Annotated in this window: 16 protein-coding genes; 15 read left to right on the plus strand and 1 reads right to left on the minus strand. The window is 46.0% G+C overall.

Features of this window, described 5'->3' with window-relative positions:
* Positions 1-105 precede the first annotated feature (105 nt).
* From B2U56_RS04380 to B2U56_RS04440, 13 genes are all read left to right on the plus strand, one after another.
* On the plus strand, positions 106-1,767 hold the full coding sequence (locus tag B2U56_RS04380) for a phosphoenolpyruvate carboxykinase (ATP) (protein WP_286952546.1): 1,662 nt from the start codon (positions 106-108) through the stop codon (positions 1,765-1,767).
* Between the two features lie 43 nt (positions 1,768-1,810).
* Positions 1,811-3,190 carry an MATE family efflux transporter gene (locus B2U56_RS04385; RefSeq protein ID WP_286952548.1) on the plus strand — a complete coding sequence of 460 codons (1,380 nt, stop codon included), beginning with the start codon at positions 1,811-1,813 and terminating at the stop codon, positions 3,188-3,190.
* A 133-nt stretch (positions 3,191-3,323) separates the two neighbouring features.
* Entirely contained in the window at positions 3,324-4,154 is an 831-nt protein-coding gene (locus B2U56_RS04390; RefSeq protein WP_286952549.1) for a substrate-binding domain-containing protein, read from the plus strand.
* A gap of 74 nt (positions 4,155-4,228) precedes the next feature.
* Positions 4,229-4,924, plus strand: a complete 696-nt coding sequence (locus tag B2U56_RS04395) for an ABC transporter permease (RefSeq protein ID WP_286952550.1) — start codon at positions 4,229-4,231, stop codon at positions 4,922-4,924.
* Entirely contained in the window at positions 4,921-5,610 is a 690-nt protein-coding gene (locus B2U56_RS04400) for an energy-coupling factor ABC transporter ATP-binding protein (RefSeq protein ID WP_286952552.1), read from the plus strand. The genes B2U56_RS04395 and B2U56_RS04400 overlap by 4 nt, the downstream gene beginning before the upstream one ends.
* 400 nt (positions 5,611-6,010) lie before the next feature.
* Positions 6,011-6,481, plus strand: a complete 471-nt coding sequence (gene nuoE, locus B2U56_RS04405) for an NADH-quinone oxidoreductase subunit NuoE (protein WP_213700873.1) — start codon at positions 6,011-6,013, stop codon at positions 6,479-6,481.
* A 14-nt stretch (positions 6,482-6,495) separates the two neighbouring features.
* The gene (locus B2U56_RS04410; RefSeq protein WP_013048937.1) at positions 6,496-6,864 is read left to right on the plus strand and encodes a (2Fe-2S) ferredoxin domain-containing protein; all 369 of its coding nucleotides are present in this window, start codon (positions 6,496-6,498) and stop codon (positions 6,862-6,864) included.
* A 15-nt stretch (positions 6,865-6,879) separates the two neighbouring features.
* Positions 6,880-8,673, plus strand: coding sequence for an NADH-quinone oxidoreductase subunit NuoF (nuoF, locus tag B2U56_RS04415; RefSeq protein ID WP_286952554.1), 1,794 nt, complete (start codon positions 6,880-6,882; stop codon positions 8,671-8,673).
* Positions 8,674-8,694: 21 nt separating this feature from the next.
* Positions 8,695-10,719 (plus strand): molybdopterin-dependent oxidoreductase, encoded by a 2,025-nt coding sequence (locus B2U56_RS04420; protein WP_286952556.1) that lies wholly within the window; start codon positions 8,695-8,697, stop codon positions 10,717-10,719.
* 3 nt (positions 10,720-10,722) lie between these two features.
* Positions 10,723-11,262: an NADP oxidoreductase gene (locus tag B2U56_RS04425; RefSeq protein ID WP_286952558.1), complete on the plus strand. Its 540-nt coding sequence runs from the start codon at positions 10,723-10,725 to the stop codon at positions 11,260-11,262.
* Between the two features lie 21 nt (positions 11,263-11,283).
* Positions 11,284-12,717 carry a Ni/Fe hydrogenase subunit alpha gene (locus tag B2U56_RS04430; RefSeq protein WP_013048933.1) on the plus strand — a complete coding sequence of 478 codons (1,434 nt, stop codon included), beginning with the start codon at positions 11,284-11,286 and terminating at the stop codon, positions 12,715-12,717.
* A 92-nt stretch (positions 12,718-12,809) separates the two neighbouring features.
* Positions 12,810-13,283, plus strand: a complete 474-nt coding sequence (locus B2U56_RS04435) for a hydrogenase maturation protease (protein ID WP_013048932.1) — start codon at positions 12,810-12,812, stop codon at positions 13,281-13,283.
* Positions 13,271-13,555, plus strand: coding sequence for a hypothetical protein (locus B2U56_RS04440; protein ID WP_013048931.1), 285 nt, complete (start codon positions 13,271-13,273; stop codon positions 13,553-13,555). Before B2U56_RS04435 ends, B2U56_RS04440 begins: the two co-directional genes overlap by 13 nt.
* An 89-nt stretch (positions 13,556-13,644) precedes the next feature.
* Here B2U56_RS04440 and B2U56_RS04445 read toward each other — a convergent pair whose 3' ends face one another.
* Positions 13,645-14,778, minus strand: a complete 1,134-nt coding sequence (locus tag B2U56_RS04445) for a DUF362 domain-containing protein (RefSeq protein WP_213700877.1) — start codon at positions 14,776-14,778, stop codon at positions 13,645-13,647.
* Positions 14,779-15,022: 244 nt separating this feature from the next.
* Here B2U56_RS04445 and B2U56_RS04450 point away from each other — a divergent pair, with 244 nt between their 5' ends.
* On the plus strand, positions 15,023-16,144 hold the full coding sequence (locus B2U56_RS04450) for a sodium ion-translocating decarboxylase subunit beta (RefSeq protein ID WP_286952561.1): 1,122 nt from the start codon (positions 15,023-15,025) through the stop codon (positions 16,142-16,144).
* A 179-nt stretch (positions 16,145-16,323) separates the two neighbouring features.
* The gene (locus tag B2U56_RS04455) at positions 16,324-16,737 is read left to right on the plus strand and encodes an archease (protein ID WP_169302820.1); all 414 of its coding nucleotides are present in this window, start codon (positions 16,324-16,326) and stop codon (positions 16,735-16,737) included.
* The last annotated feature ends 1 nt before the right edge of the window (position 16,738 follow it).

Genomic DNA, 16,738 nt, shown 5'->3' on the forward strand with positions numbered 1-16,738 from the left:
AGGGTTTCGGCTATTATTTTTTTATTTTTTTTATTTTCTCTTCTGGCCGGAATCGTACGCATATTGTAAGATGGGAAAAACCTTTACTACAGAAGGAGTGTTTATATGGCTACTGTAGGTGACTACACCGATAAAGAAACTTTTGGAAAGGTATCTTCCAGAATTAGAACCACTATAGAAACAGCATTTTTGAGCAATAACGTACTCCATGTAACAACACCTCGTGAGGCCTATGAGCTGGCTAAAAGAAGTGTCGGGACTATCGAACTGACAGGCATGCCAGTGTATGAACCTGAGTGGCAGGGGCTTCCTAAAGGGTGCAACGTCCTTCTTTTCAATGATGGAGCTGTGGTAGGGCGATGTGCCGCTGCCAGGCGTATCCTTGGCGACCCTGAAGTGTCTTTGGATGAATATGCAGCCAAACTTCGAGAAGCGGTATATCATACCCGATACAGGAATCTCTATGCAGCGAAAGCTGTTATAGGGCTTGAAAAAGATTTTATGGTCCGAGCTCATCTGCTCATTCCTGAAGGTCATGAGAATTTGCTCTATAACTGGATTCTCAACTTCCAGTATATAAATAAGATTTATAGTGAAATGTATAAGGAATCCCATGCCTATCTTGATGGGGATATTTATATACTGGCTGATCCTGATTGGAAGCATCCTGATCATCCTCTAGGACTTGCCCTCTTCGACCCAGAACATAATTGCGCGGCCATCTTAGGGATGCGCTATTTTGGCGAGTTAAAAAAGGGAACCCTCACCCTGGCATGGGGAACAGCTGTCCGCAACGGTTTCGCTTCCTGCCATGGCGGATTGAAACGGTATAATCTTTCTGGAGACCGTTCTTTTGTAGCGGCTGTCTTTGGATTATCAGGGTCAGGGAAGTCCACTATTACCCATGCACGCCACGAAAATCGCTATGATATAACAGTGCTTCATGACGATGCCTTTGTCATTAACCTGAAAGAGCGATATTCTATCGCCCTGGAACCTTCTTATTTTGATAAAGTACAGGATTATCCAATGGATTGTGAGGATAACAAGTTTATAGTTACCCTTCAGAATTGCGGTGCGGTTCGTAAGGAGAGCGGTTTGGTCTATGCCGTAACTGAAGATCTTAGAAATGGCAACGGGAGGGCTATCAAGTCAAAATTGTGGTCTCCAACAAGAGTAGATCGGATTGACGAACCGATAGATGCTATTTTCTGGCTCATGAAAGATCCCACGATACCCCCTGTGCTCAAAATTACTGATCCTGTGCTAGGAGCCGCTATGGGGGCTACATTAGCCACTCGCAGAACAACGGCAGAGCGCCTTGCCCCTGGTGTTGATCCAAACGCTCTAGTGTTTGAGCCCTATGCAAACCCCTTCAGGACCTATCCCTTAGGGGTTGATTACGGGCGCTTTAAGACTCTGCTTGAAAGTGGAGTGGATTGTTATATCTTGAATACAGGGGATTTTATGGGGAAGAAAGTGCAGCCCCGTCATACCCTTTCTATATTAGAATCTATTGTAGAAGGGCGAGTTTCTTTCAGCCCTTTAGGAGCCTTGAGTGCAGTAGAAGTGATGGAAATGGAAGATTTCCCTCTCCACCTTGATGATGTTCAGTATAAAAAAGAAATTACTGCCCGTATAAAAGACAGGGTTGCTTTTGTAAAATCAAGGGAATCGGAGCGTGGAGGGGTAGATAAGCTCCCCCGGGAAGCTCTCGAGGCTTTGCAGAGAATGACAAGGGAACTGGGATATCCAGGTGAAGTCTGATCGACGAAGGCCCCTGTTTTTATCAGTTGGGTAGGAGGACAAGATGGAAAGAGCAAGAAAGATGGGGGAGGATTCAATCCCCCGTCTTCTTTTTCATTTTTCAGGGCCGGCCATTACAGGACTTTTGGCAAATGCCCTCTATAATATAGTAGACCGCATATTCGTTGGCCATGCAGTGGGTCCCACAGGCATAGCCTCCATAGGAGTGGCTTTCCCCTTTATGGTAGCAGTGATTGCGGTGGGGTTGCTCATAGGAGTGGGGGCTTCCGCTCTTATTTCAATTTCTCTTGGAGAAAAAAAGAGGCGGCGGGCTGAAATAGTTTTGGGCAACGCCATTGCTCTTCTCGCCATTGCCAGTATTGGGGGTTTCTTATTAGGCTGGTTTTTCCTCGATGAGATTTTGCGCCTTGGCGGAGCCACCGACCTTTTATTGCCCCACGCTCGGAAATATTTACGGATTATCATTGTGGGAATCCCCTTTTCACTCTTCAGCTTTGGTTTTAATTATTTTATCCGGGCAGAAGGTGCCCCTCGTTTTGCCATGATGACCCTTCTTTTAGGTGCAGGCATCAATATTGTTCTTGATGCCGTCATGATCTTTGTATTTGACATGGGCCTTGAGGGAGCGGCTTTTGCCACGATTGTTGCTCAACTCATTGCGGCTCTTTGGGCTGTTTCTTTCTTTGTAAGAAAAAAAGGATCATTGCGAATTCGGTTTATACATTTGCGTTTCCGTAAAAATGTGATAAAACGCATTATTTCAATAGGAACGGCGCCTTTTATTCTCGAGGCGGGCTTTACTTTTATTTTGGGAGTTTTAAATCAGACGCTGAAAATCTATGGTGGGGAAATAGCCATATCTGCCCTTGGTATATTTTTTAGTCTTGACTCTCTCTTTTTTCTTCCAGTACTTGGTATAGGAGAAGGAGCCCAGCCCATTATTGGTTATAATTTTGGCGCGAAACAGATAGAGCGGGTGAAGGCCACAATCAAATGGGCTCTCTTCGGGGCTTTATTCTTCTTTGCGTCAAGTTTTATCATGGTATATTTTTTCGCAGAACCTCTTGTCATGATCTTTAACACTACAAGTCCTGAATTGATAAAACTTGCGGCGAGAGGATTGGTGATCTCTTACAGCTGCGTTGTCTTTGCGGGAATTTCCATAGTTGCTTCCTATACTTTCCAAGCTCTGGGCCTGGGACGTCAGAGTCTATTTCTCAATGTGCTAAGGCATGTCCTTTTCTTTATCCCCCCCATTCTTTTGCTTCCGCCTATGATGGGAACTGATGGAGTGTGGCTGGCATTCCCCATATCTGATGTAGGAGGTGGGATCCTGGCTTCTTTTTTGTTGCGTCGTGAGTTCAGAGATCTCGATCGGTTCATGCTTAGAGAGGAACCTGAGGGAGAACTGAATCAGGCGTAGTCATTCTTTTTAATTTAACATTAAAATCCTTAACATTGAGTTTCAAAATGGATTGTGGTATTGTGTTTTAACGGAGTTATTTCTATAAAAACAATTAAATTTAATAGAGGAATAACAAGGGGGCAGGATTGTAATGGGTATTCCGCGAAAAAGATTAATGGCGTTGTTTTTGGCCTCACTAATTATTTTTTCATGCTCTGCTGTCTTGGCAGATGCTCAAGTTTTGAGGATGGCTACAACAACCAGTACTGATAACACGGGATTGCTCGATTATTTAGCTCCTCTTTTCAAAGCAGAAACAGGAATAGAACTGCAGTGGGTTGCTGTTGGCACTGGAAAGGCGCTTGAACTTGGTAAGAATGGCGATGTGGACGTTTTGCTTGTTCATGCTCCAGACACCGAAAAAAAGTATGTTTCAGATGGTTACGGAGTGAACCGACGGGAAACTATGTACAATGATTTCATCATCATCGGCCCTAAAGCTGACCCCGCCAAAATCAAAGGGTTGGAAGCAGTAGAAGCCCTGAATAAGATTGCAAGCTCCGAAACGCCTTTTGCAAGCCGAGGAGACAAGTCTGGTACCCACATAATGGAGATGGATCTCTGGAAAGGCGCGGGGATGACCCCCGATAGGGAGTCATGGTATATCCAGACTGGCCAGGGGATGATTAACACCATTAATATAGCGGCAGAGCGAAATGCCTATACTATGACTGACCGGGGGACCTTTATTAAATACGAAGATGTGAATAAGGAAAACTCCCCCTTCGCCATCCTTGTAGAAGGGGATGCCGCACTTAGAAATCAGTATAGCGTCATTGCTGTAAACCCCATGCGCTGTGAAAATGTCAGATATGATCTTGCCCTTGAGTTCATAGACTGGATGGTTTCTCCTGATGTACAGAAAAAAATTGGAGACTTTACGTTGCTTGGGAAACAGCTCTTTTTCCCCAACGCCCGCTAAAAGAGGATAATATGTGATGAAAAAGCGCTGCCTAACCTGAGGCGGCGCTTTCTTTTATGGGAGGAACAGCTGCCATGGATTACATTTCACAAGGAATTGCCACTGCCTTTCAACTGCTTGCCAGGGGAGATGCCGAAACATGGTCAGCAGTTATTACCACATTGAGGGTCTCTTCCCTTTCTATTCTCATATCTCTTCTCCTTGGAATTCCTGCGGGATTTTTACTTGGAAGCATTTCCTTCCCCGGGAAAAATAGTATTCGAACCCTGGTGGACACTCTTCTGGCTCTCCCTACAGTGGTTGTTGGTCTATTAGTCTATTCCCTCATATCAAGAAGGGGGCCACTTGGCGAATTCGGTCTGTTGTTCACTCTTGAAGGAATTGTTATAGGCCAGGTTGTTCTAGGGTTGCCCATAGTGGTGGCTCTTACAGCATCAGCTATTGAAAGCCTGGAAGTACAATTGCGTCAGACTCTTCTTACCCTAGGAACAACGAAAAAACAGTTGGTTCTAAGCACCCTGTGGGAGGCTCGATATGCCGTTACTGTTGCTGCTATTACCGCCTACAGCCGGATTATTTCTGAGGTTGGCGTATCTATGATGCTTGGTGGAAACATCAAGTGGCATACACGAAGTATAACGACGGCCATGGCCCTTGAGACAGGTAAGGGAGAGTTCGCCATGGGCATAGCTCTTGGAATGGTTCTCTTGTTCATAGTTCTATTGGTCAATCTCTTTCTTGCTGAATTTAAACGGAGGAGCGCGGCATGAAGGCTATGTATCGATTAAAAAATATAAAGCATTTTTATAGTCAGCGGTGTGCTCTCCATATCCCTTCATTAGAAATAGGGCAGGGGGAAATATTGGGTCTTTTAGGAGCAAATGGCAGCGGCAAGAGTACTTTGCTTCGTATCCTTGCCTTCCTCGAAACACCAACGGAAGGAACGCTCTATTTTAAAAAAGAGCGTGTTGAAACCTTATCAGTGAACTACAGAAGATCTGTGACCCTTTTGCTTCAGAACACCTATCTTTTAAAACGTGCTGTTTGGGAAAATGTGGCCTTTGGTTTGAAAGTCCGAGGAGTAAGGGGTAAAGAGCTAATGAAAAGTATGGAAGAGGCCCTTTATTTTGTCGGCCTGGCCCCCAGTCAGTTTGCAAGAAGAAAGTGGTTTGAACTCTCTGGAGGGGAAGCTCAGCGAGTTGCTTTGGCCAGTCGTCTAGCTATAAAACCGGAAGTTTTGCTGCTTGATGAACCTACAGCCAGTGTCGACAGGGTAAGCGCTGAACTTATAAAGCAGGGTGTCAGAATGTGCCGCGAAAAGTGGGGAACCACCCTTGTGCTTGTCAGCCACGATGTCCTTTGGGTAAAAAGCCTGTCAGATCGCCTTCTTATCCTCACAGAAGGTGAACTTTCCACCTCATCCAGCAGTAATAATCCTTTCTTTATGTCCGAGTAGAACAGTACGCAACCAAATATCTTTGAATAATGGACGCAATATACACTTTTCCTTCGGGTTGTACAGTCTTTGCCCATGTGATAGCATGAACGTGAAAATTGAAAACTCCTTTTTTTCTGATTACGACCTCTATGAGATACATATGGGGGGTATTTAAATGAAGACAAAAACAGTATCCCCTCTAGAAAACAAAAGAGTAAGCCGCTTTCGGAGGGGAGCGGCTTTTATCTATATTTGCGGATAGAGATATATTGTATAAAAAATACCCAGGAACTTTGTCTCCTCGATTTGTGAAAGGGATAACGATTAGTAATAATTAGTTTCGTTCATTTATATATGATTAACGTTGAGAAATACTTCCCAGAAGCACCAATGGAAGTTCACAACAAGGAGGGGAATCATGTCACAAGTGGAGTTGAAAAGGATCCAGAAAACGCGGGAAATTGTGGCGCCCTGGAAGAATAAGAAAGGTGGTCTTATTCCGATTCTCCAGGAAGCTCAGCATGAGTTCGGGTATCTTCCCCCAGAGGTAATGGAAACCATTTCCAAAGAACTTAAGATCCCGAAAGCTGAAATTTATGGGGTTGCGACTTTTTATGCTCAGTTCCATTTGAAACCACGAGGTAGACATGTAATTCGAGTTTGTAGAGGAACAGCCTGCCATGTTCGCGGAAGTCTCAAGATCCTTGAGAAAGTCAAAGAACTTACCGGCGTCAGTGAGAACGAGACGACTGATGATTTAAGGTTTACGATTGAGCCAGTCGCCTGCCTTGGCGCATGTGGACTAGCCCCAGTCATGATGGTGGACAGCCAGACCTTTGGACGTCTTGCTCCTGATATGGTGGCTGGAGTACTTGCAAAGTTTGAATAACAAGGAGGACGGCAATGGCTAAAATAACTAATCTGGAAGAACTGAAAAAAATTCGCGAGTCATCAAAGGATTTAACATCTGCTCGTTCTGAGGGGAAAGTCGTTATTATTGTTGGAATGGGTACGTGCGGTATTGCTGCTGGTGCACGAGAAATCATGACCGCTATTATGGATGAAATAGAAAAACGGAAACTCAATGAAGTAAATGTCCAAACGACTGGGTGCATTGGCATGTGCCAGGATGAACCTCTTGTAGATGTTATTCGTGACGGGAAACGTATTACCTACGGTAATGTGAAGCCCAGTGACATCCCTGTCATCATCACTGAGCACGTTGTCAATGGCCATATTGTTGAGAAACTGGCCATTGGCAGAGCCGACTAAGGGGGGGTAGTGAGGATGCCAATCTATCGTTCGCACGTTCTCATCTGCGGAGGAACAGGATGTACCTCTAGTGGATCTCATGAGGTGATGGATGCATTCCGTGAAGAACTTCGAAACCAGAAGCTCGACAGAGAGGTTCTCATCGTCCCTACAGGCTGCCATGGTATGTGTGAAATGGGTCCAATAGTGGTGGTCTATCCGGAAGGGACCTTTTACTGCCAGGTAAAAACAGAAGACGTAAAAGAAATTGTAAGTGAACATCTTTTGAAGGGACGAATCGTTCCCAGACTTCTTTATACTGTTTCAGAAGAAGCCCCTAAAGTTCCCCATTATAAAGAGATTCCTTTCTATGGCAAACAGCATCGCATTGCTCTTGAAAATTGTGGTTATATCAACCCGGATAACATCGAGGAATATATTGTCCGCCATGGATACGAAGCATTGGGCAAGGCTTTGACTGAAATGACCCGGGAGCAGGTTATAGAAGAGGTAAAAATGTCGGGATTAAGGGGTCGCGGAGGCGGCGGATTTCCCACTGGACTGAAGTGGAGCTTCTGTGCCAGAGCCCAGGGGGATAAAAAATATGTCATCTGCAACGCTGACGAAGGCGACCCAGGTGCCTTTATGGATCGCTCCATTCTGGAAGGCGACCCCCACTGTGTCATTGAAGGAATGATGATAGGGGCCTATGCCATAGGTGCAGATGAAGGCTATATATACTGCCGTGCTGAATATCCTCTGGCCATCCAGCGCTTAAAGACTGCTATCGAGAAAGCTGAAGCCTATGGACTTCTCGGAAAGAATATTATGGGCACAGATTTCTCATTTATAGTGCATATCAAAGAAGGGGCAGGAGCTTTTGTCTGTGGTGAAGAGACAGCTCTCATGGCCTCTATCGAGGGTCAGCGCGGAATGCCTCGTCCCCGCCCGCCATTTCCGGCCAATAAAGGTTTGTGGGGGAAACCCTCGAACATCAACAACGTGGAAACATGGGCAAACATTCCTTATATTATCCTTCATGGCGGCGATCATTATGCTTCAATGGGGACTGAAAAATCAAAGGGGACCAAGGTCTTTGCTCTGACCGGTAAGGTTAAACATACCGGACTTGTGGAAGTTCCCATGGGAATTACCCTAAGGGAGATTATCTTCGATATAGGCGGCGGAATTCTTAATGATAAGAAGTTCAAGGCCGTTCAAATTGGCGGGCCAAGTGGCGGATGTCTCACTGAAGAACATCTTGATCTTCCTGTAAGTTACGAATCCCTCGCAGAGGTCGGCGCCATTATGGGATCCGGCGGAATGGTCGTTATGGATGAAGACAACTGCATGGTTGACGTAGCTAAATTTTTCCTTGAGTTTACTCAGCGTGAGTCTTGCGGAAAATGTACTCCTTGCCGGGAAGGAACGAAGCAGATGTTGTTGCTTCTCAATAAGATCTCTGAGGGAAAGGGTACGATGGAAGATCTCGACACCCTTCATGATCTGGCGGTTATGGTTAAGGAAATGTCTCTTTGCGGATTGGGACAGACAGCGCCTAACCCCATACTTACAACCCTGCGGTATTTCAGAGATGAATATGTGGCTCACGTAAAAGACAAGAAGTGTCCCGCAGGTGTCTGTTCCGCCCTAATCGAGTACTCCATCGACCAGGACCTTTGCAAGCGCTGTGGTCTGTGTGCCCGTAACTGCCCGGTACATTGTATCCCCGGGGACAGAGCTTCGGGATACACTATCGACACAGAGAGATGTATCCGTTGCGGCACGTGTTTTGAAAAGTGCCCCTTCGGAGCCATTATCAAAGGTTAGAGTGGCAGGGAGGATGCGAATATGAGCGAAATAACTCTTAACATTGACGGAAAGGTTTGTAAGGGTACAGCTGGAGATACGATCCTTGATATAGCCCGTAAAAATGATGTCTATATTCCTACCCTTTGTTATTTAGAGGGTATATCAGCTATAGGTTCATGTCGTATGTGTGTCGTAGAAGTGGAAGGAAGCAACAAACTGCTGACCTCCTGCACTACTCCTGCCACTGATGGCATGAAGGTCCATACTCAAACAGAAAAACTGCGAGCCTACAGATTGCAGATACTTGAACTGCTCTTTGCTGGGCGCAACCATTTCTGTATGTTTTGTTCCCAAAGCGGAGATTGCGAGCTGCAGCGTCTTGCCATCGAGCATGGCATGGATAAAGTGAGATATCCCTATCTCTATTCTGATTTTCATAATGACGCTTCCGACGAAGACCTGCAGGTAGACCATAACCGTTGCATTCTTTGCCTTCGCTGCATCAGGGTTTGTGGTGAGAAGGTTGGAGCCCACACCCTTGATCTGGAAAAACGCGGATGGAATGCCAGCGTAGTATCTGACCTGGGGAAAGTCCTTGGTGAGAGCGATACTTGTGTTTCCTGCGGAGCTTGCGCTCAGGTTTGTCCTACAGGAACGATTACAATCCGGGATTTTGTCTATCGTGGACGCCGTAACGATTGCGACGAAGTAGTGGAAAGCATTTGCCCCCTTTGCCCCATAGGCTGCAAAATCAAAGCCTATGTAAGAACAGGAAGTGTTGCCAGAGTCGAAGGGGCTTCAATTGATACTCCTGACGGCGGGCAGCTTTGCCACAAAGGCCGCTGGTGGCTTCCTGAATCTACAGAGAGAGAACGTCTCTCTGTGCCCATGATCCGTGAGGGTTCAACCTTCCGAGAAGTATCATGGGATGAAGCACTTGACCTTGTTGCCGACAAATTGGGGAGGGCCAAGGCCACAAATAGAGCGGGAGCACTTATATCCGGGCTTTCCACAGATGAAGAGCTCACAGTTCTTTCTGACTTCTTCCGTAAATCCTTGAAGATGGATAAGGTCGATTGCTTCAATGGAGATGTGCTTCGCGGCTTTGAAGAAGGTTTCCGCCCATTTATAAGCCAAGGGGTTCAACCGTTTACAGCAGCCCACAACATACTTGATAGCGATGCAATCATAGTCATTGGCGCTGATCCTCAGAATGAAGCCCCTGTCGTTGCCAGTTATATCCGTGTGGCTACGGTGAAAAATGGAGCCAAACTGATCAATTTCTCGGCCAAGGACAATCCCTTCGAAGGGATTACCGATGTGGATATCCGCATTTCTCCCGAAGTCCTTCACGGGGCCCTTGTTTCCTTTACTGAAGCGGTTGCCGGGAAAGAAGATGCGGAGAACAGAATTTCATCAGTAGCGGATCTTGCCAATATGAAACCGGAAGAAATAGCTATAGCCGCTAAATACCTGGCTGATGCCAAAAAGCCGGTTGTTGTTCTTGGTTCAAGACTGGCCAAACACCCTCAGATAGTTATGGAGGCGGTGAACATGGCCATTACGGCACAAGGCTTCTTCGAAGACGGATTAGCTCTTGTTCCTATGGTTTTGAGCGGGAATAGCCTTGGCGCGTGGAATACAGTTTTAGGCAAAAAAGCGTGGCTTGAAACAGAAGACCTTGATTTCCTTTATGTTAGTTCAACAGGCATGGTACCGGAAGATCCCAAGTCATTGGAAGCCGTCAATAAGGCTAGATTTGTAGTAGCACATGTACCCTACATGGTTAGTCCTCTGGTTAACATGGCGGACGTTTTGCTTCCCATGCCAGCGTGGTATGAGAGAAGCGGTCATTTCTGCACATTGGAGGGAGAACGCCGCCGAATGAACATGATTGTTCCCCCAAAAGAAGGGCTTCGTGGGCTTTCGAAGATTTTCCAGGATCTTGCGTCACGGATGGGCGTTTCTCTGGCAACCTCTTCTTCAGCATCGCCCTGTGAAAACGTATTTAAATCACATGTTTCACCTGATAAAGCCCAAGTGGTTTCTTCAGAGGAGGTGTAGGGTATGTCTAAACCGAAGGTAGCAACAGTCTGGCTTGAGGCATGTGCCGGGTGCCATATGTCTTTCCTCGATATTGATGAACGAATAATAAACCTCCTTGATTTGGTGGAAATAACGGCTACGCCCATAACAGACTTTAAAGAATTCCCTGAAGTAACAGTAGGAGTCATTGAGGGAGCTCTAGGAAACGAAGAGGAAGTACATCTAGCTAAAGAGATGAGAAAGAAGTGCAAAATTCTCATTGCATGGGGAGATTGTGCTGTTTTTGGCGGCATTAACTGTATGAGAAACTTTGCGAAAGTAGAGGATGTCCTCAAAGAGGGGTATATAAATACCGTTTCTACGGTGAACCCAAAAGGTATCCTTCCCGGAGAGGATATTCCTAAGCTATTGCCTCACGCTATCCCTGTGGACTATGAAGTAAAAGTTGATGTATACGTTCCAGGGTGTCCTCCGGATGCGGATACGATCTATTTTGTTTTCGAGGAAATATTGCAGGGGCGTATCCCCAAAGTGCCGGTAGACATGATGAGGTACGACTAGGGAGCAGGGAGGAGATCGAAAATGTGTGCAGAAAAAGCAAAAACCATTGTTGTTAATCCTGTCTCCCGTATAGAGGGACATGGAAAGATCACGGTGACTTTAAATGAAAAGGGCGAAGTTCATGACGCTCGCTTTCACGTCACTCAGTTCAGGGGATTCGAGGCCTTTACCCAGGGACGGGATTTTCGGGAAATGCCTGTTATTACCCCTCGTATTTGCGGCATTTGCCCGGTAAGCCACCATTTGGCTTCTGCGAAGGCATGTGACGCTATTCTAGGTGTCACCATAACACCTACAGCCCATAAGCTTCGTGAGCTTATGCATATGGGGCAGTTCATTCAGTCCCATGCCCTTTCTTTCTTCCACCTTTCGAGTCCGGACCTGCTTTTTGGCTTTGATGCAGATCCAGCCATACGAAATGTGGCCGGTTTGGTCGCTAAATTCCCGGATTTGGCGGTTATGGGTGTGACCATGCGCAAATTTGGGCAGGAAGTTATAAAAACTCTTGGTGGAAAAAAAGTCCATCCATGGCATAGTATTCCCGGCGGCGTGAACCGCAGTCTGAAAAAAGAAGAACGGGAAACCATTCTGGCGGGGATCCCTAAAATTAAGGAAGACCTCCGCAAGGCACTTGATCTGATCAAAAACTATCTGGCAGAACATGGAGATGACGCAAAGGAGTTTGCCACTCTGGAGACCTCCTATCTTGGCCTAGTTCGCGAAGGAAACCTTGAACTGTACGATGGCCGCATTCGTTTGCGGGGGCCAAGGGGACGTATTACTGATGAATTTAACTCTGAAGAATACGTGAACTTTATTGGCGAGCACGTGGAACCTTGGAGTTATCTGAAGTTCCCCTTCTACAGACCGCTGGAATTTCCCCACGGAAGTTACAGGGTTGGACCTTTGGGACGTGTCAATGCTTGCGATACAATCTCTACTCCAGAGGCTTCTGCCGAATTGGCGGCTTTTAGAAAGCTGACAGATGATGGCATAGTGCACTATACTATGTATTATCACTACGCCAGATTAATTGAGATCATGTATGCAATTGAGCGTATGGAAGAGCTTCTTCACGATGAAGATATTGTAGGAAGCGAACTTAGGATCACATCTAACAGCCTTCAGCCTGAAGGTATCGGTGTCATTGAAGCACCTCGCGGAACCTTGATTCACCACTATCAGGTGAACGAGAAAGGTGCCATTACAAAGGTCAATCTCATTGTGGCCACTGGACACAACAACTATGCCATGAATAAGGGCGTAGAGCTTGTGGCGAAAAAGTACATTCATGGGGAATCTGTGGAGGAAGGCGTACTTAACAGAATGGAACATGTCATTCGTTGTTATGACCCATGCCTCTCTTGCTCAACTCATGCAGTGGGCAGAATGCCTTTGAAGCTGACAGTTGTAGATGTAAATGGACGAGAGATCCGTACCATAGAGAAACACTAAGAGAAGAAGCCTATCTCGTAACCTAAAGGGGATGACAGCGGGGCTGGGGACTTCTTCTGGCCCTGCTGTTTTTTCAAACAAAGGAGTTAAGAATGAAGGTATTCATCGCAGGATTTGGAAATCCTTTTCGTGAAGATGATAGTGTCGGGTTGCAACTTGCCCCCCAAATTGCAGAATGGCTTGAAGAAGAAGGATTTGAGGTTAACCTGTGGATAGGCCAGCAACTTCTTCCAGAATTGGCCTATGACCTTGAAGGCGCTGAGATTGCCCTTTTTATAGACGCTGATATGAGAGAACTTCCTGAAGGGTATATGCTGGAAAACGTTTTATCTGACGCAGCCCTCGAAGGATTGAATATACACTCCATGGGACCGGCCTGGCTGCTATCCCTTATGGATCGCCTTGAGATACCAAAACCTGAAGCATGGCTTCTGTCAATATCAGGGTATTCTTTTGATTTCTCAGAAACCCTTACAGAACAATGTTCTCTAAATGCTCACAAAGCTGAAGAAGCTTTTAAAAAATGGTGGAAGCAAAGAAAGGGAGGCTCATCATGTGTAAAGTAATAACCCCGCAATCATCAGAAGAACATCTTCATGTACATGGTCCATTAGAAGAAGCAGAGCTTCTTAGGGAGACCATCTGTGAAGAATTAGAAGGAATGACAAGTCTTGTGGCCCGTTGGCACGCCGTATCAGGGCATGAGGCAAAACATGCTTTTGTCCATGCTATCGAATCAAAAAAAACAGCTTTAAGAGACTTATGGAAAGCTCTGGAAGAACTGGAAGAAAACCTTTTCTCAGAAGAGAGCGTAGAACATCATCACCACCATCATTAGATCGGGCTAATTACCGGGGAAGAAAGAGAGCAGCCCCAGCATTTCAATGTCTGGAGCTGCTTTTTTGTAACCTATAGAGACTTAAGACACTATTTTTTAAAACTATCCATCAATTTAAGAAGGGCCCCTTTTTGAAATTCTATGGCGTTATTAGGGCATACTTCCTGGCAGCAGAAACAGCGAATGCATTTGTTGTAATTAAAATGGAGTTTCCCGTTCGAATCCAGAATGACGGCATGGGCGGCACAAATTTCTTCACATTTTCGGCATCGAATGCACAGGTCGGGATTTTGAACCGGTCGAGAAACAAGAAAGCGTTTCGAGAAAATATCAAGAAAAGCCGGGATCAGGTGAAGAGAGTCAAGATGAGGTATATCAAAATCATTAAAGGCAAAGGATTCTGGCGTATCGTGGGTAAAAAGGATACAGGGGCTGCTGACAATAAGGTTTCTCCGCTCTGCGGCTCTGTATAAGGGAAAGGATTCGGGAGTTGCGTGAAGAATGCGGCTAATTGCAATATCGAGATTAACTGCATCTTCTGATGCTGCGAGAAGACCTAAAAACCGTGGGGTTCCGTTCCCTGGCCCATGCCCTTCCATGCACCAGATGCCGTCAAGAATTGTAAAGGAGGAAGGGAGGGCCTGATAGATGTCAAGATGAAGTTCAGCAAAAAGGTCTCGATTAAGTCCGACATTGTAATGCCATGAAGCTTTCTGCTGACCTACAACTGTGCCGAATAGATTTTTTACCCCTAAAGTGAGAAGCATTTGAGCGTGGGTCTTAAGTTTAGGCAGATTAATAATAAGGTCTGCTTCTAATGCAAGCCGCGCCAGATCAATACGGTGGAAACGGGCAGAGGAAGAAACAGGTGCGGGTATGGGATCTGTCAGTTCTACTATAGGAATGCCAAGCTCATCGGCCACAGCTTTCATGCCGGTTTTCTCTGCTACGGAAGGAAAACGGTCAAGCCCGGGACTATCTCCTATGACAGGCTTGCCTAATCTGTCGAGAACAGCCTTTGCCGCCGTTTTCACAATTGCGGGGTCTGTAGTAATTCTCTTTTCAGGGGAAGAAGCAGAAAGAAGGTTGGGTTTTAATAGAATAATATCACCTGGGCGGATGGGATTTCCCTTATCAAAATGGAACTGAAAAATATCCTCTATCTTCTGTCGCAACGATGTTTCTTCATAGGTGTTTTGCTTCATAAGCGTAATAGTAACCATATTTTTTCCCCCTATAGATCTTTCTCCATTGACAAAGTATAGGGGTTAGATAGAATATCTTCCAGTATATACTACATCCTGAAGGGGAGTAGCTTGCGAGGGCAGGATCAACATCATGGCTTTACAGCCTGGTCCTGTCGTTGGTGAAGGCCAATAAGCGAGACCTTTGGTGTGGCGAAAGTCATGCTGAAGGTCTTTTTTTATGACTATTATTAAGAAGACGAAGACAGGAGAGTGAACTTGGTTGGGATTTATTTTCGAAGGCATTGCGTCGATAACAATTCAGCAAGGGGTCATGATAGGCTTGGGATTATTGCTTATCTATCTGGCAGTGGTGAAAGAGTATGAGCCAGCCTTACTTCTTCCCATGGGTTTTGGAACTATCCTTGTAAACATCCCTCTTACATCGGCTCTGACACAAATTGTTGCAGGGGTTTCTCATCCTGGAGCGTTGTCATTGCTCTTTGATATAGGGATTTCTACCGAACTTTTTCCCCTTCTCATTTTTATAGCAGTAGGGGCCATGATCGACTTTACCCCCCTTTTCCAGTCCCCACTTACGGCTCTTTTTGGTTTCACAGCCCAGGCAGGGATTTTCTTGACCATGGGATTGGCTCTGCTTTTCGGGTTCAATTTGAACGAAGCGGCTTCCATAGGAATTATAGGCGCTGCTGATGGTCCCACTTCTATCTATGTTTCATCCCGTTTCGCTCCCCATCTCCTTGGCCCAATTTCTGTGGCGGCATATTCGTATATGGCTCTTGTTCCTCTTATTCAGCCTCCAGTCATCAAGCTGCTTACAACATCAGAAGAACGCCGCATTCCTATGACCTACACAGAAAAACCCGTTTCAAAAACAGTGAAAGTGCTCTTCCCTCTTGCTGTTACTCTTGGGGCAGGAATGTTAGCTCCAGCCTCTGTTTCCCTCATTGGCTTCCTTATGTTTGGCAATCTTCTTCGGGAAAGCGGGGTCGTTGACCGTCTCGCCAAGGGAGCTCAAAACGAACTGGCTAACATTGTAACAATCCTTCTCGGCCTGGGTATTTCCGCTACTCTGACTGCCGACCGTTTTTTGCAGCCTTCAACCCTTGCCATCCTTGCCATGGGACTCGTTGCCTTTATCCTTGATACAGCCGTAGGAGTGCTGTCCGCGCGCTTCATGAACCGCTTCCTTTCTCGAAAGATCAACCCTATGATCGGGGCGGCAGGCATTTCCGCCTTCCCTATGGCAGCGCGGGTGGCTCAGAGGATGGCCTATAATGAAGACAAGAATGTCTTTATTCTTATGCCGGCTGTGGCGGCGAATGTTTCGGGACAGATTGGGTCAGTACTTGCGGGAGGGCTTCTCCTTGCCCTTTTAGGGTAAAAAAGCCATCAACACTAAGCCCCCTCATTTGTTTTTAAAAAAAGATCGCACAAATCCTGATATAATATAGTTATTCACGGCGGATGATCGATGTGGAAGATTTCATTTTTCGCGGAATTTTATGGGCGGCCCTCAAAGTCGCCCTTTTTTATTACTTCTGTCGAGGAGGCGCGTGGTACATGGCTTGGAAAGAGATAGAACATACGGCAGACGTAGGTTTTGAAGTGGAAACTCAGTCTCTTAACGACCTCTTTATAGAGGCTGCCTTTGCTTTATACGGAGTCTGCTATGGAGATATATCTGTTTTAAGGGGCATTCGTCATGGGAGCCATGAAACGATTATGATCGATGGTATCGATCTGGAAGAGCTCATGGTATCGTGGCTAAACGAGCTTATTTATATTTGGGAAAGCAAAAACGTGCTCTTCATCCCTCTCCATGTCAATGTGAAAAGAGGTTCCTGGCATCTTGAGGCTGACGGTCTTTTTGCCGTATATCGCCAGATACAGCTGCCGATCAAAGCCGCGACCTATGGAGGACTGGTCATTCGAGGAGAACCCAGGCCCTTCCTTAGAATTTTCCTGGATGTCTGAA

Source organism: Aminobacterium sp. UBA4987 (assembly GCF_002396985.1).
Taxonomy (GTDB): domain Bacteria; phylum Synergistota; class Synergistia; order Synergistales; family Aminobacteriaceae; genus Aminobacterium; species Aminobacterium colombiense.

Bases quoted from the DNA above. Each gene is read 5' to 3' on its own strand.
- B2U56_RS04455 (WP_169302820.1), top strand. From the start codon at position 16,324: ATGGCTTGGAAAGAGATAGAACATACGGCAGACGTAGGTTTTGAAGTG.
- B2U56_RS04410 (WP_013048937.1), top strand. From the start codon at position 6,496: ATGGCTAAAATAACTAATCTGGAAGAACTGAAAAAAATTCGCGAGTCA.
- B2U56_RS04445 (WP_213700877.1), bottom strand. From the start codon at position 14,778: ATGGTTACTATTACGCTTATGAAGCAAAACACCTATGAAGAAACATCG.
- B2U56_RS04385 (WP_286952548.1), top strand. From the start codon at position 1,811: ATGGAAAGAGCAAGAAAGATGGGGGAGGATTCAATCCCCCGTCTTCTT.
- nuoF (WP_286952554.1), top strand. From the start codon at position 6,880: ATGCCAATCTATCGTTCGCACGTTCTCATCTGCGGAGGAACAGGATGT.
- B2U56_RS04420 (WP_286952556.1), top strand. From the start codon at position 8,695: ATGAGCGAAATAACTCTTAACATTGACGGAAAGGTTTGTAAGGGTACA.
- B2U56_RS04390 (WP_286952549.1), top strand. From the start codon at position 3,324: ATGGGTATTCCGCGAAAAAGATTAATGGCGTTGTTTTTGGCCTCACTA.
- B2U56_RS04400 (WP_286952552.1), top strand. From the start codon at position 4,921: ATGAAGGCTATGTATCGATTAAAAAATATAAAGCATTTTTATAGTCAG.
- B2U56_RS04425 (WP_286952558.1), top strand. From the start codon at position 10,723: ATGTCTAAACCGAAGGTAGCAACAGTCTGGCTTGAGGCATGTGCCGGG.
- B2U56_RS04380 (WP_286952546.1), top strand. From the start codon at position 106: ATGGCTACTGTAGGTGACTACACCGATAAAGAAACTTTTGGAAAGGTA.
- B2U56_RS04430 (WP_013048933.1), top strand. From the start codon at position 11,284: ATGTGTGCAGAAAAAGCAAAAACCATTGTTGTTAATCCTGTCTCCCGT.
- B2U56_RS04395 (WP_286952550.1), top strand. From the start codon at position 4,229: ATGGATTACATTTCACAAGGAATTGCCACTGCCTTTCAACTGCTTGCC.
- nuoE (WP_213700873.1), top strand. From the start codon at position 6,011: ATGTCACAAGTGGAGTTGAAAAGGATCCAGAAAACGCGGGAAATTGTG.
- B2U56_RS04440 (WP_013048931.1), top strand. From the start codon at position 13,271: ATGTGTAAAGTAATAACCCCGCAATCATCAGAAGAACATCTTCATGTA.
- B2U56_RS04435 (WP_013048932.1), top strand. From the start codon at position 12,810: ATGAAGGTATTCATCGCAGGATTTGGAAATCCTTTTCGTGAAGATGAT.